The following is an 18980-nucleotide window of genomic DNA, read 5'->3' on the forward strand; positions in this document are numbered from 1 at the left end:
ACCCGGGGTTACATAACCCGGTAGTTCGGACTTTCGCGGGTGATCTGCACGTCATGCACGTGGCTTTCCTTCAGACCCGCACCGGTGATTTTGACAAAGCTGCAGTTCTTGCGCATTTCCTCAACCGTTGCGCACCCGGTGTAGCCCATCGCCGCGCGCAGACCGCCGACCAACTGATGCACCACTGCGCTGGCCGAGCCTTTGTAAGGCACTTGCCCCTCGATCCCTTCGGGCACCAGCTTGTCGTTTGCCGCGTCCTTTTGGAAGTAGCGATCCGCCGAGCCGCGCGCCATGGCGCCGAGGCTGCCCATACCGCGATAAGATTTGAAGGAACGCCCCTGATAAAGGATCACCTCGCCCGGGCTTTCATCGGTGCCCGCAATCATCGAACCGACCATCGCACAGGACGCACCCGCCGCGATCGCCTTGGCGAAATCGCCCGAGAATTTGATCCCGCCGTCCGCGATCACCGGCACATCCCCGGCTGCGGACGCACAATCCATGATCGCGGTCAGCTGAGGTACGCCGACACCAGCAACCATACGCGTGGTGCAGATCGAGCCCGGCCCGATGCCGACCTTGATGGCATCTGCGCCCGCGTCGATCAGCGCCTTGGTGGCATCACCAGTTGCGACGTTGCCCGCGATGATCTGAACTTCATTCGACAGCGATTTAACACGCTTTACCGCATCCAGAACGCCCTGAGAGTGGCCGTGCGCGGTATCAACAACAATGATATCAACGCCGGAATCGACCAACTGCTCGGACCGCTCAAAACCAGCGTCACCAACCGAAGTTGCCGCTGCAACGCGCAGGCGGCCCAGCGGGTCCTTGCAGGCGGTCGGGTTCAGCACGGCCTGTTCCGTATCTTTCAGCGTCAGCAGACCGGTCAGCTTGCCCGCTCCGTCAACAACCAACAATTTTTCGATCCGGCGCGCCTTCATCAGGCTCTTGGCCTCTTCCAGATCGGCCGGCTCCTGCAACATGGCCAGATTGTCAGTGGTCATCATCGCCCGGATCGGCTGGTCATCCGAGGTTGCAAAGCGCATATCCCGGTTGGTCACGATGCCGACCACGCGGCCCTCTTCGTCAACCACGGGAAAGCCGGTGAAGTTGTAGCGATCAACCAGAGCCTTGGCGTCCGCCAGCGTCTGATCCGCGCGTAGTGTAACTGGGTTGTAGACGATACCCGATTCAAAGCGTTTGACCCGACGAACCTCGCGCGACTGCTCTTCGACTGTCAGGTTCTTGTGAATGACGCCAATGCCTCCGGCCTGAGCCATCGCAATGGCCATGCGCGCCTCGGTCACCGTATCCATGGCTGAGCTCAGCAGTGGGATGTTCATGCTGATTGCCCGCGTCACACGCGTGCTTGTATCCGCCGTCGCCGGCAGCACCGACGAGGACGCCGGAACCAAGAGAACATCGTCAAAGGTAAGTGCCTCACGAATCTGCATCTGCTAACCCCATGCAAAAGCCCGTTTGGCGGTGACCCTATTACATGGATTTAAGGCAAGGAAAAGCCCCAGAGCTCAACTAGTTTTCTCCTGCGGGCCGTTACTGCAATAAAAAACGACGCAACCCGTACAAAACGTGCCGCTGAATGCCCTTTCCCTTTGCGCGCAAACCCATATCTTGCCCGGCATACGCGCGAATACAAAAGGCAGGCCAGATATGACCACCGAACCCCTTGTTGTCTTTACTCCCTCGGGCAAACGCGGGCATTTCCCCGTCGGCACCCCGGTTCTAACCGCCGCCCGACAGCTGGGCGTCGATCTGGATTCGGTTTGTGGTGGGCGCGGGATTTGTTCGAAATGTCAGATCACCCCCAGCTATGGTGAGTTTCCCAAGCACGGCGTGACCGTATCCGAGGGTGCGCTGAGCGAATGGAACGCGGTCGAGCAACGCTATGACGACAAGCGCGGGCTGAAGCCGGGCCGTCGTCTGGGCTGTCAGGCCACCGTTCAGGGCGACATCGTGATCGACGTACCGCCCGAAAGCCAGGTGCACCGTCAGGTCGTTCGCAAGGCCGCGGCTGCACGCGCCATCATCATGGACCCGGCGACCCGTCTGTATTTCGTGGTGGTCGAAGAACCCGACATGCACTCGCCCACCGGCGATCTGGAAAGGCTTGAGCGCGCTCTGTGCGCGCAATGGGAGATTGAAGCCGTCACCGCAGACCTGTCACTGATGGCAAAGCTGCAGCCCGTTCTGCGAAAAGGCAAATGGGAGGTCACCGTAGCTGTCCACAAGGGTCACAAGGACACCGTTGGCCGCATCGTGGAAATCTGGCCCGGCCTGCATGAACGCGGACTGTACGGTCTGGCCATTGACCTAGGCTCAACCACTATCGCGGCGCACCTGACCGATCTGGAAACAGGTGAGGTCAAGGCGTCCTCGGGCCTGATGAACCCGCAAATTCGATTCGGCGAAGACCTGATGAGCCGTGTCTCTTACGCGATGATGAACCCCGGCGGTGATCAGGAGATGACCAAGGCCGTGCGCGAAGCGATCAACGATCTGACCGTTTCCATCGCCGAAGAGGCTGGGATCGATTCCGAACTAATCGTCGAGACCGTGTTTGTCTGCAACCCGGTCATGCACCACCTGCTGCTGGGCTTGGATCCCGTTGAGCTGGGTCAGGCTCCGTTTGCGCTGGCGACCTCGGAAAGCGTATCCCTGCCCGCGCGTGAGATGGACCTGTCCAAGATGAACCCGCGCGCGCAGATCTATATTCTGCCCTGTATCGCGGGCCACGTTGGGGCTGACTGTGCCGCGGTGGCACTGTCGGAAGAACCCGGCAAGTCCGAAGACCTCGTGCTGATCGTAGACGTGGGCACCAACGCCGAGATTTTGCTGGGTAACACACAGCGCGTTCTGGCATGTTCCTCGCCCACCGGCCCGGCGTTCGAAGGTGCTCAGATCAGTTCCGGTCAGCGCGCCGCGCCCGGTGCCATTGAACGGATCGAGATCAACCCCGAGACCAAAGAACCCCGTTTCCGCGTGATAGGGTCCGAGAAATGGTCCGACGAGGAAGGCTTTGATCAGGACGTTGCCACAACCGGCATCACCGGCATTTGTGGTTCAGGCATCATCGAGGCTGTGGCCGAAATGCGTATCGCTGGCTTGCTGGACGAAAGCGGCCTGATCGGATCGGCCACACAAACTGGCACCGACCGCTGCGTGCCCGAAGGCCGCACCCACGCCTACCTGATCCACGATGCAAGCGCCGAAGGCGGCCCGCGCATCACCGTGACCCAAGGCGACATCCGCGCTATCCAGTTGGCCAAGTCGGCTCTTTACGCCGGTGCGCGGCTGCTGATGGACGTGATGGAGGTCGACAAGGTCGATCGCGTTGTTCTGGCCGGGGCGTTCGGAGCCCATATCTCGACCAAGCACGCGATGGTTCTGGGCATGATCCCGGACGCGCCGCTGGATAAGGTCTCCAGCGCGGGCAACGCGGCAGGCACCGGCGCCCGGATCGCTCTGTGCAACAACGGAGCCCGGACCGAGATCGAACGCGTTGTGCGCGAGATTACCAAGGTCGAAACCGCTATCGAGCCCAAGTTCCAGGATCATTTCGTCGCCGCCAACGCGATACCGCACAAAACCGATCCATTCCCGGAACTGGCGCAGGTGGTCACCCTGCCCGCGCCCTCGTTCAACACCGGCGGGGATGAGGAAAAATCTGGCCGCCGTCGCCGCAGGAGGTCATAGTCTCCCCAACCACGGGGGCAAATATGACGTCAGCAAACGAAGAACAGGCAGAATACTGGGGCCAGTCTGAGAACGGCGCCAAATGGCTGACCTATGAAAACCAGCTGGACCATGCCTTTGACCCTGTTCTTGATCTGGTTCTGGATCGTGCCCGGCTTGCGCCGGGCATGACCGTTCTGGACATCGGCTGCGGTACCGGCATTAGTACGCTTGCCGCCGCCCGCAAGGTCGGGTCAAACGGTCGCGTTCTGGCGGCTGACATTTCGCAACCCTTTCTGGATAGGGCCGCCACCCGCGCCGCTGATCAGGGCCTTGGCAACCTTAATTTCCAGTTCGCCGATGCGCAGACCTTTGAATTTCCACCTGATCAGATGGATGCCGCAATCTCGCGCTTCGGTGTCATGTTCTTTGAAGATTCAGTTGCAGCTTTTGCCAATATCGCCAAGGCGCTGAAGCCCGGAGGGCAGATGACCTTCGCCGCTTGGGGACCTCTGGACGTCAACCCTTGGTTCAAATTGCCCCATATCGCCGCCGTCAAGCGTCTGGGGCATCCCCCGCGCGTGGACCGATATGCGCCCGGCCCTCTGGCGTTTCACGATCTGGATCACGTGGCCGGTATGATGGCACAAGCCGGGCTGACGGACGTAACGGCCAAAGCAGTGACCCTGAAACTGCCGGGATACGGCGGCGTCGAGGGCTCTGCGGCCCTGTGCGCACGAGTCGGCCCTGCGGCGCGTGTGATCGCACATTTTGAGGGTGATGAAGACGACTTTGAGGCCATTCAGAGCGCTGTCGCCAAAGAGTTCCAGCGCTTTCTGTCCGACACGGGTTTTCACATTCCCGCAGTCATCAACCTGTATCAGGCGCTTCGGTCAGAATAGCCCAGCAGAGCTACGGACCGCACACCTGAAACAGAAAAAATCTTTTTTGATAGCTTAGCCCTAAAGTTCAGGAAGGTTGTTTTTGCGAAACTTGTCGGAAATGAACACAGCATTCCCGAACCGTCGCTGCCCGTTTCGGACCGAACGAAAGAAGAAACTATTGCACTTCTTATAGTTCTGCCGATCCAATTCTTTCCACAGGTTCAGAAGCAGCGTGCAGTCCTCATAATGCGGCGTGGCGGGCCATTCGAACATGATCATGTCGATCCGCTGTTCGGACAGCATCCGCTCTGCGCCCTTGAAGATATTCAGCTCAGACCCCTTCGCATTGATCTTCATGCAAGAAACCCGGTCGATTCCGTTTTCCTCGCAGAACTGGTCTAAAGTGTTTAGCTCGACCTCAATCGAGGTATCTAAGACGGCCTCAGGATGTTGCCCCAGTGCAGAAGCGTTCATCGAAAGCAGAGTGGACGTACCAAGTCTTGCCGTCACGGAAAATTCGGATCTGCCAGTCTGATTGCGCAGAGCCTGCCCGACAACGATCATGTTTTTGAAGGATTGAGACCGGTCAGTGACAAAGACTGCCTGTTGAGGAAGTGGCTCAAGCAGGTATCACTAACAATTCGGAAAACTTCGGATCAAGTGACGCGCATTCGTTCCCCGGTTGACGCCGATATCGAAAACCACACCCGAGTGATCTGCGACCGCAGGCAGCCGCGCCACTGCGCCTACCGGACCACCTTTTTCCACAACACCCTAGCGCGCCGAGACAGATCAATTTTGATGTAAATCAACCATTTGGAGCGGGTAGCGGGAATCGAACCCGCGCGTTCAGCTTGGGAAGCTGACAGGCTACCATTACATCATACCCGCCGCGTAGCGTTGGATAGCACCGCCCGCCGAACGACTTCAAGCGCCTATCCGAGGTGCAGGGCAATTACTCGGTCCGGGCCCGCAAGCTTTCGATCAGAGACTGATCCACATCCAAGGCTTCGCAGGCCGCGTCCAGCGTCCGCCTGTCCAGATGTTGCGGGCTGAGGTCGATATCCTCGGAAAACGCATCAACGATCGCCTGCATTGCGTTGATTCTGGCGTATTTTTTATTGTTCGCCGGAATGACGTGCCAAGGCGCGACTTCGGTTGAAGTCCGCGCCAACATTTCGTCCACGGCCACTTCAGCCTCTGCCCACCGCTCACGGTTGCGGAAATCCTCATAGGTAAGTTTCCACCGTTTCATCGGATTACGCAGACGCTCGGTGAAGCGCTCCATCTGCTCTTCCGGAGAGATGTGGAAGAATAACTTCACGATCCGGGTGCCGTCATCAACCAGCATTCGTTCGAAATCGTTGATTTCGCGATACCCGGCCCGCCAGCGTTCTTCCGGTGTGAACTTTTCAAGCCGCTCGACCAGAACGCGACCGTACCAGCTGCGGTCAAAGGCCGAGATGGCTCCTTCAGGAGGCAACCTCTCCCAGAACCGAAGCAGGTAGTGACGGTTCAGGTAGTAGTTGCGCGGCGCGCCAATTGGCCAGACCTTGAAACTGCGCGGGTCCAGTGCCTGACTGATCCGGCGGATCGTGCCACCCTTGCCTGCCGCGTCCCAGCCTTCAAAGACCAGCACGCCTTTTACGCCATGAAAAAGAAAGGCCTGCTGAATCAGCGCCAGTTGCGCCTGGAGATCGACAAGCTTTTCGAAATAATCCTGCTTACTCAGGCGCTTGCTCAGGTCGGCATCCGCCAACTTCGGAGGGTAATGTTTGCTCATAAAAACACCTGATTTTTGTTGCGAGGGTCATGCTATTGTCGCAAGCCCGATTTTAGCCGGCATTGATCAGGGTCAAAACGACAAAGGCCGGGCACATGGCCCGGCCTTTGATCATACTGTGGCAGAGATCAAGCGCGACGGCGACGTCCACCGCCGCGACGACCACCCGCACCACCGGCGGCAGCGGCCTCTTCAGGCGATTTGTTGAACTTGATCCACGCACCACCATGCGGGTCGTTGTTGGTCAGCAGGTTGGCGGCACGGATGGCCTCCATTTCCTTGCCTGCGCGCGGCAGGGTCGAACCCAGGCCGAACATCTGAACGAATGCTTCGTCGTCCATGCCCTCGGGCAGGATGATGCCAGCGGCAGCCACCGCTTCTTTTTTCTCGGCAATCTTCTTCTGCGTCACCGGCAGAGCCACCGGATTCATGATCGCCGAGGTCATGCCAGCGCCCATTGCCATCGGCAGGAAGGCGTTGTTGATGCCATGGCGGTTCGGCAGACCGAACGAGATGTTGGACGCACCGCAAGTGGTGTTCACGCCCAGCTCTTCACGCAGACGACGGACCAGGGCGAAAACCTGCTGGCCAGCGGTTGCCATGGCGCCGATCGGCATAACAAGCGGGTCAACAACGATGTCATGCGCGGGGATTCCGAAATCTGCAGCACGCTCAACGATCTTCTTGGCTACGTCGAAACGGACATCGGGGTCTTCCGAGATACCGGTGTCGTCATTCGAGATCGCAACAACCGGAACGTTGTATTTCTTGACCAACGGCAGAACCAGTTCCAGACGCTCTTCTTCACCGGTAACCGAGTTCAGCAGCGGACGGCCCTCTGCGGCTGCCAGACCGGCTTCCAAAGCACCCGGAACCGACGAGTCAATGCACAGCGGCACGTCGACCAGACCTTGCACCAGCTCAACGATCTTGGTCATCAGCGGCGGCTCGGTCTCGTTCGGGTTGGGGTTCGAGTTGTACACAACACCCGCGTTGATATCCAGAACGGTTGCGCCTGCTGCGACCTGCGCGACGGCGTCTTTCTCGACGGTCGAGAAATCGCCCGCTTCCAGTTCAGCGGCCAGTTTCTTACGACCAGTTGGGTTAATCCGCTCACCGATCACGCAGAACGGTTCGTCAAAGCCCAGGACGGCAGTTTTTGTTTTTGATTCTACGACTGTACGGGTCATGTCCGATCCTTAGGAGTTTACAGGCTTTGCCGAAGCGCCGCCGTTGTTGATTGCCCAGTTGGCGTTGGTCTTGATACCGCCGAGTGGGAAGAAATGCACGTTGGTGATGTTGAAATCCGGGTTGGCCGCCTTGTGGTTGGCCAGTTCGGTCAAAACATCGGTTGGCTCATAGGGCAGCAGTAGCTTGGACACGTCCATGGCGCGCTTCTGCAGAACCTTCAGCGATGGGCCAACGCCACAGGCGATGGCGAATTTGATAAGGGTCTGCAGCTTGGCCGGACCCGCGATACCGATGTGGATCGGCAAGTCGATGCCCGCTTCTTTCAGGCTGTCGGCCCATGCGATGATCGGCTTGGCGTCGAAGGCGAACTGGGTCGCCAGAGCCATTTCCGCATCAGTGGTTTCCGAGAATTGTTGTTTCCAGCGCAGCGCGTCGTCAACGTTCTTGGTCGAACCGTCAGGATCAATGTCCTTGTTGCCCTCAGGGTGGCCCGCAACGTGCAGACGCTTGAAGCCTGCCTTGTCGAACAGACCGGTCTCCAGCAGTTGCATCGAGCTGTCGAATTCGCCGTGTGGCTTGGCGACACCACCTGCCAGCAGCAGTGCCTGATCTACACCTGCTTCGCCCTGATACATGGAGATCCAGTTCTCCAGCGTCGCCGCATCCTTGATGATACGCGACGGGAAGTGCGGCATGACCGGATAGCCTTCGGCCGCGATCCGCTTGGCGGTCTTGACCATGTCCTCAATCGGGGTGCCCTCGATATGGGCGATGTAGACACGGGTGCCTTCGGGCAGCAGCGCGCGGAAGTCTTCGACTTTCTCGGCGGTACGCGGCATCACCTCGATCGAATAGCCCTGCAAAAAGGCTTCGACGGTCGGGTTCACCGGGGCCTTTTCGGCCGCGTCACGTTTCTTGAAGTTCAGCAAAGCCATAGTGGCCTCCCATTAAAAACTGGGGCTTAAGCCCAACCGTCATTGGCGATCAGTGCCTTGATGCGTTCCTGATCGTATTCAGTTTCCAGACGCACGGCTTCTGCCTCAGCGATCTCGGACGGGTCGCCCTCAACCGCGAAAGGTTCTGCTTTGCGCCATTCGGCCAGATAGGCATCACTGTCTTTGGCGTTCACCTTCATGGCAGCTCGGTCGATCGCTTGCTCGAACCGCTCCTCCAATTGCCGCTTTGCGCCTCGGCGACCTTTGCCGACGATGACTTGGGCGGGAATGTCGCGCCAGTATACGATGGTGACGTCAGGCATTGCCTTTGATTCCTCCTAACCAGATGGGCAGTTTCTAAACTTCTATAAGGGCTCAGGTCGGTCGATTTTCGACACACGGCGTATTTCAAGCGACCTTTTTGCCTACGATGGGATACTGGGCTTGTACTTAATTCTAACGCAAACGCGCACATCAAAATACTCATCACTTTAATGAGCGTCTTGCACGAAACAATTGCCCGACCTATGGTCAGGGTAACTCGAAAATCGGAGGGCGTTACGATGGCGCCCAAGCGTCCCAAAGGTGCGGGCGCGTTCCCCAAGGCGGTCGAAAGCCCCGCGCCGGCAAGACCCGATCCAGATGCGTTGTATGCGGCGCTGGATCTGGGAACAAATAGCTGTCGCATGTTGATAGCCCAGCCCAAGGGCAGCGGGTTCCATGTGGTTGATAGCTTCTCCAAATCCGTGCAATTGGGCGCGGGTCTGGAACGGACCGGACGGCTGTCCCGGTCCTCGATGGCGCGTACCATCCAAGCTTTGCGCATCTGCCAGCAAAAGTTGAAACGCAACAGGGTCAGACGGATGCGGCTGGTCGCTACCGAAGCCTGTCGTCGCGCGAAAAACTCACGCGATTTCATCCGGCAAGTGAAACGGGAAACCGGCCTGACATTGGAGATCATCCAACCCGAGGAAGAGGCGCGTCTGGCCGTGATCTCGTGCGCGCCACTTGTCTCGACCAAAACGGAACAGTTGTTGGTTGTTGATATCGGCGGTGGCTCGACCGAGTTGGTGTGGATCGACATCTCGTCCGTACCACGCCGCGACCGTCCTGCTGCGATCATGCGCCTGCACAACGGATTTCACACCACTGACAGTCCTTTTCCAGCGGCCAAGGTGGTGGACTGGATCAGTGTGCCGCTGGGCGTCGCGACCTTGCGCGACCAGTTCCACGATGTCGAGGACGACTCGGCTCGCTTTGCGCTGATGAGCTGGTTTTTTGAAGAGAACCTCGCTGATTTTGCCCCATACAAAGACGAACAGGCCCGCGAAGGGTTCCAGATCGTCGGCACCAGCGGCACTGTGACGACGGTGGCGGCCTCGCATCTGGGGCTGAAGCGTTATGACCGGACCAAGGTGGACGGTCTGCGCATGACCAGTGATCAGATTGACAAAGTCATACGAGGATATTTAGAACTCGGCCCACTGGGGCGACGGCGCGATCCGCGGATTGGTGATGACCGGCAGGCCCTGATTATGTCCGGCTCAGCCATATTGCAGGCATTGCTCCGCTGCTGGCCCACCGACCGCCTTTCAGTGGCGGACCGGGGGCTGCGCGAAGGACTGCTTTATGCGCAGATGAGCGCGGATGGCGTATTGGAAGACGGACCATTCTGATGGCGAAGACACCTAGTGGCAAAAACAACTCAGGCCGTGGACAGCGCGACCTGAAGGTCAAGGTCAAGACGGCGCGCGGACGCAAGCTCAGTTCGACCCGCTGGCTCGAGCGGCAATTGAACGACCCATATGTGAAACGCGCGCAGGCAGAAGGGTATCGCGGACGCGCGGCGTATAAAATCTTGGAACTTGACGATAAGTTTCGCTTCCTCGTTCCCGGTGCGCGCGTGGTCGATCTGGGCTGCGCGCCCGGCGGTTGGTGTCAGGTTGCGGTCAAACGCGTCAATGCGCTGGGCGAAAAGTCCGGCAAACGGATCGGCACCGTTCTGGGTGTCGATCTGCAAGAGGTCGAACCCGTTGCCGGTGCGAAAACGCACGTTTTGGACTTCATGGAAGACGACGCCGACCAGAAGGTCAAAGACTGGCTGGGCGGAAAAGCCGATGTGGTGATGTCAGACATGGCGGCAGCCTCCTCTGGGCATAAACAGACCGATCACCTGCGCATCATGGCCCTGTGTGAAACGGCGGCCTATTTTGCCTTTGACGTGTTGGAAGAAGGCGGCACGTTTGTCGCCAAGGTTCTGGCCGGGGGCGCCGAGGGCGATCTACAGAAGCTGTTAAAGCAAAAGTTCGAAAAGGTGGCCAACGTAAAACCGCCTGCGTCCCGTTCCGACAGTTCCGAGAAATTCGTGGTCGCCACTGGCTTTCGCGGCTGACTTAGTCGTCCAACCAGTTCCGGTCTCCAGTCAGAAACTGTTCGCGCAATGACGCGGCGGCGGTGCGTTGTAGCAAAAGCGCCTCGCCGTGATTGACGTATTCTGGCTTTCTGGCCTGCAAATCCGCAATTCTCTGCCCCACCGAAAGTGGGTTTTGCAACTGCGATGTATGGACCGGTTTATCCGTCATGGGTCACCTATGGGCGCGGCGGGAAATCTGCCTTACCCATGGTTAACGCCTAAATTTGCCGGGATCGTGACCTAAACCGGGCCAAGCGGTGCCGGTTCACGGGGCCAGCTGCGCCTTGATTTGCAGCAGTCCCGGGTCGTCCGGCAGAACCTCCAAACCCTCTTGCAGCACGTCCCGCGCGGCATCCGCGCCGCGGTTGATCTGCGCCAGTTGCACCAGCATGGGCCAGGCCTCAGCCCGTTGCGGATCCAGCGTGACGACCTCTCGAAAGGCCCGTTCGGCCGCCGGGGCGTTGCGGAAGGTCAGAGCCATACCGCCCAGAACAAGGTGGGTCTCGGGAAAGTCCAAACGGTTCGCGATCGCGCCCTGCCATTCTTCCATGCTCTGTGCCACCTGCACCTGCTGCTCCGGGGTAAGGGCTTCGCCGGGGATGTTCAGGAACTCTTTGGCGGCTGAGATGCGCACGTTAAGCAATGGGTCGGACAGCAGAGGTTCGAGCCGCTGAACTTGATCCGGCAAGGCGGACTGGCGTTGTAAAACCACCGCATTCGCGCGCACCAGCGGGTCAGTGTCAGACAACAAGGGGGCCGTTTGTTCCGCCAAATCTGCCGAACCGAAAGGTTGTAGCAGATAAGCTGCAGTGGCGCGGACGATGCCCAGTTGGGCAGGGTCTGTCGCAATCCCAAGCAACGCCTCCGGCCCATCAGCTCGCCCGTCCAGGGCCGCCTGAAACGCGGTCCCATAGTGCGGCATACGGTGGGGTGAGGCGGGAAACCAACCCTCGATCTGTTGAGCGGCCCATGCTTGGTCCTTAGTCTGGTGGCAATCGGTGCACGCATCTTGGCCCAGACCCAGATCGGGGCGTGGAACGCGAAAGCTGTGATCGCGCCGACGGTCGACACCCATATAGACGCGCTCGATCATGTGGCAGGATTTGCACTGCGCGCCCGCAGTGTCTTCCGGATGGTGATGATGCTCGGGTGTGTCGTATTCCTTCGCCGTCAAGGTCGGAAAGTCAGGATTGCCCGCCGGTGAGTGGCATTGCGTACACACACCGTTTCCATCGGCCTTCAGTTCAGCACTGTGTGGGTCATGACAGTTCATGCACCCGACGCCCTGCGCGTACATTTTGGATTGCAGGAACGAGCCGTAGACGTAGACCTCATCCAAAATTTGACCATCTGGGTGATAAAGACCGGGACGCAGCACCGCCAGATTATAGGCATCGTGATAAGGCGTTCCAGGGATCGGGTTGCCGTCGCCGTGCGCCTCTCGTCGGGAATGGCATCCCGCGCATTGTTGGATTTCAACCTCGGTCCGGCCCTTGCCCCAATTCACGGTGAAACCGAATTCGCTCAGATCGGCGGCGAGCGTCTGGCCCTGCGTCCAGTCGATATGAGCCGATCCAGGGCCGTGGCAGGCCTCGCACCCGACCCCGATCTCAGACTGTGTCGAGGCATAGCTGCGGGTCTGTGCGTCATAGTTTTTTTCAAACCCGGTCGCGTGACATTCCGCGCAGCGGGCGTTCCAGTTCTTGTAGGGGCCGGTCCAGTGCAGCCCGTCATCCGGGGGCAAATCCTGATCGGGATAAAGGTGGAACCAGCGCCGGTTATCGGTATCCCAGACGACGTCGAAACTTTGCAATCGGCCCGGTTCGGTTTCGAACAGGTATTGCTGTAGGGGCTCGATCCCCACAACCGAATGCACACCGTATTCAGTGGTGACGCCGTCCTTTTCGGTCACGTTGGCCCGCAGACCCTCGCCGGCCACGCTGAACTCGACCGCAATGCCATCATGGTCAAACCGGGTTCCGTCAAAATCCGCGACGACATGCCCACCCTCAGCCCCGGTCCAGGCCAAGGCGTGATGAGAGGTCGCCCATGCCTCGGCCTCGGTGGTGTGGCAATCTACGCATTGATCTGAGCCCACATAGTCCGGCGTTTGGGCACATGCGAAACCCGGCAGAAGCAGCCAGAGGAAAAGCGCCGTCCTCACGCGTCCGGCCCGTCGGGATCGTTCTGCAGGTCCATCAGCGCTCCGTTATATTCGGCCCCCAGGATCAGGATTGCCGCGCAGAGATACAGAAAGATCAGCGCGGCCATGGCACCTGCAAGCCCGGCATAGGTGGCGCTGTACGAGGCGAACTGAGCGATATAGACAGAAAACCCCCATCCTCCTGCCGCCCAAAGAGCCAGCGTCAGCAGCACGCCCGGCAGGATCTGCCGCAGCTTGTGACGCCCAGTCGGCAGGATCAGATGCGCCAGCACCACAACACCCGCCGGAACGGCTACGGTGAAGGTCCAGCGCAAGCGATCGACTGACAACCACTCGGATACGTTTACATCGGTCTTCTCGGAAACCAGCTTCGTGTAGACCGGCAGAATGACCTCGACCGCAGCGATGATCATAATTGTGACGCCACCGACGATCACCAATCCCAGGCAGAGCAACCGGGTTTTCCAGAACGGCCAGCTGTCATAGTCGTGATAGGCTTGGTTCATCGCCTTACGCACCGCCATTACCCCGTTAGAGGCAAAGAAGACCGCCAGCAAGCCACCCAACGTGATCACGCCAGAACCGGACTCGGCCAGAACGGAACGCAATTCAGCCACGATCGGTCCCGCCACATCTTTCGGCCATGCTCCAAAAATCAGCTCGATCAATTCATTCGTGACATAGTCCTGAGAAAGTGCACCGGCTAAGGCCACGGTAAACAGGGCAAAGGGAAACAAGGCCAGCATCAGCGACATGGCAACGTGGCTGCTCATGACAAAGCCGTTCTTGGCATCGAAACGGGTCACGGCCACCCAAAGTGCCTGTACAGGTCGACCAAAAAAGGGAATCACGCGGGCATTCATCCCCAAAGCCTAACCCGCCTTCCCCAGCCACTGAACCGGCAAAACCGTCTGCTGCGCAAATAATCTCTGACAAACATTTGGGCGCATTGCATAATCCAGCCCCGCTGTGCAGGATCAAACACAAGCGCAATTCTCAGGATGAGCCACCCGATGACACCGGACAAAGACAAAACCGCGACGCCGACAAAGCTCAAGCTGTCTGTTGTTCGGGATGTGTCGATTGTGACGACGCTTGTGGTGCTGGGGTTATATGCCGGGGCCGCGTTTCTGATCCCGCTGACGATGGCCCTGCTGATCAATGTCCTGATTATTGCACTCAGCGACAGGATCATCGCCCTGACCCGCATGCCGGTCTGGCTGGCCAATGTCGCAGGCGTTACCGTGGTTTTGGCTGGCTTGTTCGTGATCATGTATATTCTGGGCAGTCAGGCGACCCAGTTTGCCCGCACGATCGGTGACTACGAAAACCAGTTCGACGATGCGGTCAACCGCGTCACGGGTCTGGTGGGCAATGACGTGACCAAGTTTATCCGCGACAACCTGATCAACATCGACATGTCCTATGTCGCGCGCATTCTGCTGGGCAGCGCCACTTCACTGCTAAACCAGTTCTTTCTGATCAGCCTTTACGTCGCCTTCCTGATGGCCGAGCGACTGGCCTTCCGAAAAAAGATCCAACTGGCAGCTGGTGATCCAAAAACAGGTATCGAATTTGCCTCGATTCTGGATGCCATCACGTTCAGCCTGCAACGTTACGTCGGGGTTAAAACCATGATTAGCCTGATCACCGCAGGCATCAGCTATTCGGTGTTCAAGCTGCTGGGGCTGGAGTTTGCTGAGACTTGGGCCGTGTTGACCTTTGCACTGAACTTCATCCCGTCCATCGGGTCGATCATCGCGGTGATCTTCCCTTCTATGATTGCATTGGTTCAGTTCGAAAGCATCGGGCCTTTCCTTGTCATTGTACTGGGTTGCGGCACCATTCAATTCCTGATTGGCAATTTCCTGGACCCCGCCCTGTTGGGCCGGTCGCTGAACATGTCCACCTTTCTGGTCATTTTGGCGCTGATGTTCTGGACTACGATCTGGGGACTGATTGGCGCCTTCCTGAGCGTCCCGCTAACCGTCTGCATCCTGATCGTCTTCAGTCATATCCCCGCCCTTCGCCCGGTTGCGATCCTTATGTCGCTAGACGGCAGACTGGGCGAGGAAAACACCAAGCGCCCCGCAAGCTAGACGATGAAACAGCCTCTGTTCATCGGATCGGAGATTTATCGCAACTCAACCTATGGCTCGAAACATCCATTGGCCATTCCGCGTGTCTCCACCGTCATAGATCTGTGCCGCGCGCAGGGGTGGTTGTCATCCTCGAACTATCGCGTCAGCCCCTGCGCGAAGCCCTCGGCGCTTATGGCGTTTCACACGCCGGACTATATCGCCGCCCTGCAACAAGCCGAGCAGGATCAAGCAGTGTCCGACGAGGTCCGGCAGAAATACGCGCTGGGCACCCTGTCAAACCCCGTGTTCCCCGAGATGTACCGCCGCCCAGCCACAGCGGCCGGAGGGTCGATGCTGGGTGCCGAGTTGATCCGCGATGGTGGCATTGTCTTCAATCCCGCAGGTGGCACGCATCATGGGCTTGCAAACAGGGCAAACGGGTTCTGCTATCTGAACGATCCGGTGCTGGCGATCCTGACCCTGCTGAATGCCGGGCTCGATCGGATCGTCTATGTCGATATTGACGCACATCACTGCGACGGAGTCGAAGCGGCCTTTCGCGGATCCACCAAGGTTCGGATGATCTCGGTCCACGAAAACCGCAGATGGCCCTTCAGTGGCACCCTTGACGACAATGCCGGAGGGGCTGCGTTTAACATTCCCGTCCCACGAAACCTCAATGATGATGAGTGCTATGCAATCCTTGACGAATTAATCCTGCCAGCGACCACGTCTTTCACCCCCCAGGCTATCGTGTTGCAATGCGGTGCTGATGCCGTGGCCGAGGACCCTCTGTCGCGGCTGACCCTGTCCAATAACGCCCACTGGCGCACGGTTTCCAGTCTGCGCGACTTGGCTCCGCGACTGCTTGTTTTGGGTGGCGGAGGATACAATCCATGGTCTGTTGCTCGGCTTTGGAGCGGGGTTTGGGCGACACTGAACAAGCTTGAGATACCCAAGACCCTGAACGCAGAATCACAGAACATTCTCAGCGACCTGACCTGGAAACGCGCTGCCGGAAAACAACCACCCGTACACTGGTTCGATACGCTGCAGGACGTTCCGAACCATGGCGAAATTCGCGCTGAGGTAAGAGCTAATCTGAACCATATTGCGGAACGGATTTCCTAGTGGATCGGACGCAACAAGGCTGCTAGCCTCCGAACATTACTGCACATTCTTGAACATTGCGCTTCGGCTACCCTGCCATGTCAACTTCTGACGTTCGGCCACGATTGGACCAACCATATGAATGCACTTAATCAAATAAATGAACTCAAGACTCGGATGAGTCAGGCAATCATAGGGCAGACAGAAGTAATCGACCGGTTGCTTATCGGTCTGCTTGCCAACGGCAATCTTCTGATCGAGGGTTTGCCCGGTCTGGCAAAGACCCGAGCGGTCAAAGCCATGGCGCGCAATCTGGACGCCAGTTTCAGCCGGATACAGTTCACGCCCGACCTGTTACCCTCGGACGTCACCGGAACCGAAGTGTTTCAACAAACCGATGACGGTGGCACATTCCGGTTTGACCCCGGCCCGATCTTTGCCAACATCGTTCTGGCCGATGAAATCAACCGTGCCCCAGCCAAGGTGCAAGCCGCATTGCTGGAAGCGATGGAAGAACGTCAGGTCACTGTCTCTGGCACCACTCATAAAATGGAACCGCTGTTCATCGTGATGGCGACGCAGAACCCGATCGAACAAGAGGGCACGTACCCTTTGCCCGAAGCACAGATGGACCGGTTTCTAATGCATGTGCAGATCACCTATCCTCCGGTCGGAGACGAAGTAGAAGTGATCCGTCTGGTTCGCGGAGAAGAGATCGCCGCCGGGTCCGGTTCAACGGGTGGGATGCCAACTCCAATCCCGCAGGATGCGGTGTTTCAGGCGCGGTCCGCGATCGGGCAGATTCACGTCTCCGACGCCATGGACAGGTACATGGCCGATTTGGTTCAAGCGACCCGAACGCCGGAGAAATACAACGAAGAGCTTGCCAGTTGGATCGAATTTGGCGCCAGCCCGCGCGCATCTCTGGCGCTGGACAAATGCGGGCGAGCGCACGCCTGGATGAACGAGTGCGACTATGTGGACCCCGCCGACATACGCGCCATTGCCCACGACGTCTTTCGCCACCGCATCACGCTCAGCTTCGAAGCACTCGGAAACGCAAAAACGGCGGACGATGTGATCGCTGAAATCCTGCGCCTTGTCGCGCTGCCCTGAGTTTAAGGAAAGAGAAGCCCGTGGCCCGGATTGCCACATATCCCAATGATCCGCGCATCCATGTCGATGTGGATCATTTGCTGCGGCTGGGTGTCAAATCACGCGCGATCAGCTTGCTACCGCAACAACCTGCGCGCTCGATCCTCAATGGGCGTCACGCCTCGCGCCTGCGCGGGCGCGGTTTGAACTTTGAGGAACTGCGAAACTATCTGCCCGGAGATGACATCCGCACAATCGACTGGAAAGTGACCGCCCGAACCGGAAAACCCCATGTTAGGGTCTATACTGAAGAACGCGATCGCCCTGCCCTCTTGCTGGTAGATCAACGCGTTTCGATGTTTTTCGGAACCGAGGTCTACATGAAATCTGTTGTTGCCGCAGAAGCCGCCGCTATCGCCGCCCATCGCGTTCTGGGGCAAGGAGATCGCGTTGGCGGGATCGTATTTGGCGACTCCGAACTGGCCGAGCATCGCCCTCAACGCCGCCCCGCCGCCTTGAAACGGTTCCTATCCTCGGTCGCCGGGTTGAATTGCAGTCTGAATGCATCGCTGCGCCCCAAGCGGACCGTTTCGCTGAACGACATTCTGAAACAAGCCGCGCGGATTGCGCATACAAACGCACTGATATGTGTGTTTTCGGATTTTGACGGCCTGAATGGTGCATCGGAAAGCCTGCTGAGACGCCTGGCGCAGTCGAACGATTTAATTTTGTTCAACATATCCGATCCCAGCTCGCGCGATCCAGTCCCGGGGCTGCGTATGACCGTTTCGGATGGAGACGCGCAGATCGAACTCGACAGTTCCGAACCGGACTTGTCGGAGCGCATCAGAGCGGAACTGGAAAACAGACTGGCGCAGCTCCGGCAATGGTCGCGCCGTTATGGTTTTCCGATTATTCCGCTGACCACAGCGGAACCGGCCCTGGATCAATTGCTGCAACAGTTCGGTCATCGCGGAGGGCAACGATGAGCGTCGATGTCGAAGGCAAATCACTTGTCGAGTTGCTGGACATGCTCGAACCTGCCCCGGCCCCCGCGCCGATATCAATGGCGCCTCAAACTTTGGGTTGGGCGGTTTTGGCTTTGCTGTTGGTCGCGGCAATCGCTTGCGGTGTCCTCCTGTACCGACGGCACCGTAGGTTGAATGCCTACCGCCGTTCCGCGCTCACTGATTTGCAAGCCGCAGACAACGACGTCGCCAAGGTTGCGGAAATCCTTAGGCGTACTGCACTGGCCGCATTTCCGCGCGATCAGGTGGCCAGCCTTCACGGCAGGGATTGGATTACCTTTCTGTCGCAATCCGCTGATAATATATCGATTTCCACCTCCGAGGCCCAGGCTCTTGTTGAAGCGCCTTATAGAACCACCCCACCAAATCCAAATGTAACGGAATTCGCGCGCAAATGGATCAAGGCCCATAAGGTTCAGAGAGGGCTCAAATGATTTCATTCGCTGCACCTTGGGCCTTTTTGCTTTTACCACTGCCCTTGCTGGTCTTTTGGTTCGCGCCTCCGCACCGAGAAAAATCGAGTTCGATCCGCATTCCTTTCTTCCGCCATGTCGCCAAAGCGGCAGGTGTTGAGCCCAAGTCTGGATCGGTCATTGCACA

The 18980-nt window shown here is 58.3% G+C and carries 19 protein-coding genes and 1 tRNA gene; 9 read left to right on the plus strand and 11 right to left on the minus strand.

The features are described 5' to 3' along the window. Positions 1 to 8: 8 nt before the first annotated feature. Positions 9 to 1457, minus strand: coding sequence for an IMP dehydrogenase (gene guaB, locus GOW98_RS06085; protein ID WP_170330169.1), 1449 nt, complete (start codon positions 1455 to 1457; stop codon positions 9 to 11). Between the two features lie 217 nt (positions 1458 to 1674). Between guaB and GOW98_RS06090 the strand changes: the two genes are divergently transcribed. Together GOW98_RS06090 and GOW98_RS06095 are read left to right on the plus strand one after the other, a co-directional pair. Continuing rightward, a complete protein-coding gene (locus GOW98_RS06090; RefSeq protein WP_170330170.1) occupies positions 1675 to 3717 on the plus strand; it encodes an ASKHA domain-containing protein in 2043 nt (680 codons plus the stop codon). A gap of 23 nt (positions 3718 to 3740) precedes the next feature. Continuing rightward, complete coding sequence (locus GOW98_RS06095) at positions 3741 to 4598, plus strand: class I SAM-dependent methyltransferase (RefSeq protein ID WP_170330171.1); 858 nt, start codon at positions 3741 to 3743, stop codon at positions 4596 to 4598. 60 nt (positions 4599 to 4658) lie between these two features. Here the strand turns inward: GOW98_RS06095 and GOW98_RS06100 are convergent, their stop codons facing one another. The 6 genes from GOW98_RS06100 to GOW98_RS06125 all read right to left on the minus strand — a co-directional run bounded on the left by GOW98_RS06100 (position 4659) and on the right by GOW98_RS06125 (position 8812). Then, positions 4659 to 5207 (minus strand): FkbM family methyltransferase, encoded by a 549-nt coding sequence (locus GOW98_RS06100; protein ID WP_302479249.1) that lies wholly within the window; start codon positions 5205 to 5207, stop codon positions 4659 to 4661. 190 nt (positions 5208 to 5397) lie between these two features. Further along, positions 5398 to 5471 (minus strand) — tRNA-Gly (locus tag GOW98_RS06105). Between the two features lie 64 nt (positions 5472 to 5535). Beyond that, positions 5536 to 6363 carry a polyphosphate kinase 2 family protein gene (locus tag GOW98_RS06110; RefSeq protein ID WP_170330173.1) on the minus strand — a complete coding sequence of 276 codons (828 nt, stop codon included), beginning with the start codon at positions 6361 to 6363 and terminating at the stop codon, positions 5536 to 5538. A 128-nt stretch (positions 6364 to 6491) separates the two neighbouring features. Continuing rightward, positions 6492 to 7553 (minus strand): methyltetrahydrofolate cobalamin methyltransferase, encoded by a 1062-nt coding sequence (locus GOW98_RS06115; RefSeq protein WP_170330174.1) that lies wholly within the window; start codon positions 7551 to 7553, stop codon positions 6492 to 6494. A gap of 9 nt (positions 7554 to 7562) precedes the next feature. Next, positions 7563 to 8489 carry a methylenetetrahydrofolate reductase gene (locus tag GOW98_RS06120; RefSeq protein WP_170330175.1) on the minus strand — a complete coding sequence of 309 codons (927 nt, stop codon included), beginning with the start codon at positions 8487 to 8489 and terminating at the stop codon, positions 7563 to 7565. 26 nt (positions 8490 to 8515) lie between these two features. After that, the gene (locus tag GOW98_RS06125) at positions 8516 to 8812 is read right to left on the minus strand and encodes a virulence factor (RefSeq protein WP_170330176.1); all 297 of its coding nucleotides are present in this window, start codon (positions 8810 to 8812) and stop codon (positions 8516 to 8518) included. 240 nt (positions 8813 to 9052) lie between these two features. On the opposite strand from GOW98_RS06125, the gene GOW98_RS06130 reads away from it, so the two are divergent. Together GOW98_RS06130 and GOW98_RS06135 are read left to right on the plus strand one after the other, a co-directional pair. Beyond that, the gene (locus tag GOW98_RS06130; RefSeq protein WP_170330177.1) at positions 9053 to 10165 is read left to right on the plus strand and encodes a Ppx/GppA phosphatase family protein; all 1113 of its coding nucleotides are present in this window, start codon (positions 9053 to 9055) and stop codon (positions 10163 to 10165) included. Then, positions 10165 to 10881, plus strand: a complete 717-nt coding sequence (locus GOW98_RS06135) for an RlmE family RNA methyltransferase (protein ID WP_170330178.1) — start codon at positions 10165 to 10167, stop codon at positions 10879 to 10881. Before GOW98_RS06130 ends, GOW98_RS06135 begins: the two co-directional genes overlap by 1 nt. A gap of 1 nt (position 10882) precedes the next feature. On the opposite strand, the gene GOW98_RS06140 is transcribed toward GOW98_RS06135, so the two are convergent. From GOW98_RS06140 to GOW98_RS06150, 3 genes are all read right to left on the minus strand, one after another. Continuing rightward, entirely contained in the window at positions 10883 to 11071 is a 189-nt protein-coding gene (locus GOW98_RS06140; protein ID WP_170330179.1) for a hypothetical protein, read from the minus strand. A 96-nt stretch (positions 11072 to 11167) separates the two neighbouring features. Further along, positions 11168 to 13066 carry a multiheme c-type cytochrome gene (locus GOW98_RS06145; protein ID WP_170330180.1) on the minus strand — a complete coding sequence of 633 codons (1899 nt, stop codon included), beginning with the start codon at positions 13064 to 13066 and terminating at the stop codon, positions 11168 to 11170. Then, positions 13063 to 13929, minus strand: coding sequence for a YihY/virulence factor BrkB family protein (locus GOW98_RS06150; RefSeq protein WP_170330181.1), 867 nt, complete (start codon positions 13927 to 13929; stop codon positions 13063 to 13065). The genes GOW98_RS06145 and GOW98_RS06150 overlap by 4 nt, the downstream gene beginning before the upstream one ends. Positions 13930 to 14079: 150 nt before the next feature. Here GOW98_RS06150 and GOW98_RS06155 point away from each other — a divergent pair, with 150 nt between their 5' ends. The 5 genes from GOW98_RS06155 (at position 14080) to GOW98_RS06175 (ending at position 18814) form a co-directional block, all read left to right on the plus strand. Then, the gene (locus GOW98_RS06155; RefSeq protein WP_170330182.1) at positions 14080 to 15165 is read left to right on the plus strand and encodes an AI-2E family transporter; all 1086 of its coding nucleotides are present in this window, start codon (positions 14080 to 14082) and stop codon (positions 15163 to 15165) included. Between the two features lie 3 nt (positions 15166 to 15168). Beyond that, entirely contained in the window at positions 15169 to 16278 is a 1110-nt protein-coding gene (locus tag GOW98_RS06160; protein WP_170330183.1) for an acetoin utilization protein AcuC, read from the plus strand. A 117-nt stretch (positions 16279 to 16395) separates the two neighbouring features. Then, complete coding sequence (locus GOW98_RS06165; RefSeq protein WP_170330184.1) at positions 16396 to 17373, plus strand: AAA family ATPase; 978 nt, start codon at positions 16396 to 16398, stop codon at positions 17371 to 17373. A gap of 20 nt (positions 17374 to 17393) precedes the next feature. After that, positions 17394 to 18341 carry a DUF58 domain-containing protein gene (locus tag GOW98_RS06170; RefSeq protein ID WP_170330185.1) on the plus strand — a complete coding sequence of 316 codons (948 nt, stop codon included), beginning with the start codon at positions 17394 to 17396 and terminating at the stop codon, positions 18339 to 18341. Beyond that, positions 18338 to 18814, plus strand: a complete 477-nt coding sequence (locus GOW98_RS06175) for a DUF4381 domain-containing protein (RefSeq protein WP_170330186.1) — start codon at positions 18338 to 18340, stop codon at positions 18812 to 18814. Before GOW98_RS06170 ends, GOW98_RS06175 begins: the two co-directional genes overlap by 4 nt. Here the strand turns inward: GOW98_RS06175 and GOW98_RS25685 are convergent. Further along, entirely contained in the window at positions 18807 to 18974 is a 168-nt protein-coding gene (locus tag GOW98_RS25685; RefSeq protein ID WP_254437912.1) for a hypothetical protein, read from the minus strand. The two genes, GOW98_RS06175 and GOW98_RS25685, sit on opposite strands and share 8 nt — an antisense overlap. Positions 18975 to 18980 lie beyond the last annotated feature (6 nt).

The sequence above is a fragment of the Ruegeria arenilitoris genome (assembly GCF_013032445.1).
In the GTDB taxonomy this organism is placed as follows: Bacteria; Pseudomonadota; Alphaproteobacteria; order Rhodobacterales; family Rhodobacteraceae; genus Ruegeria; species Ruegeria arenilitoris_F.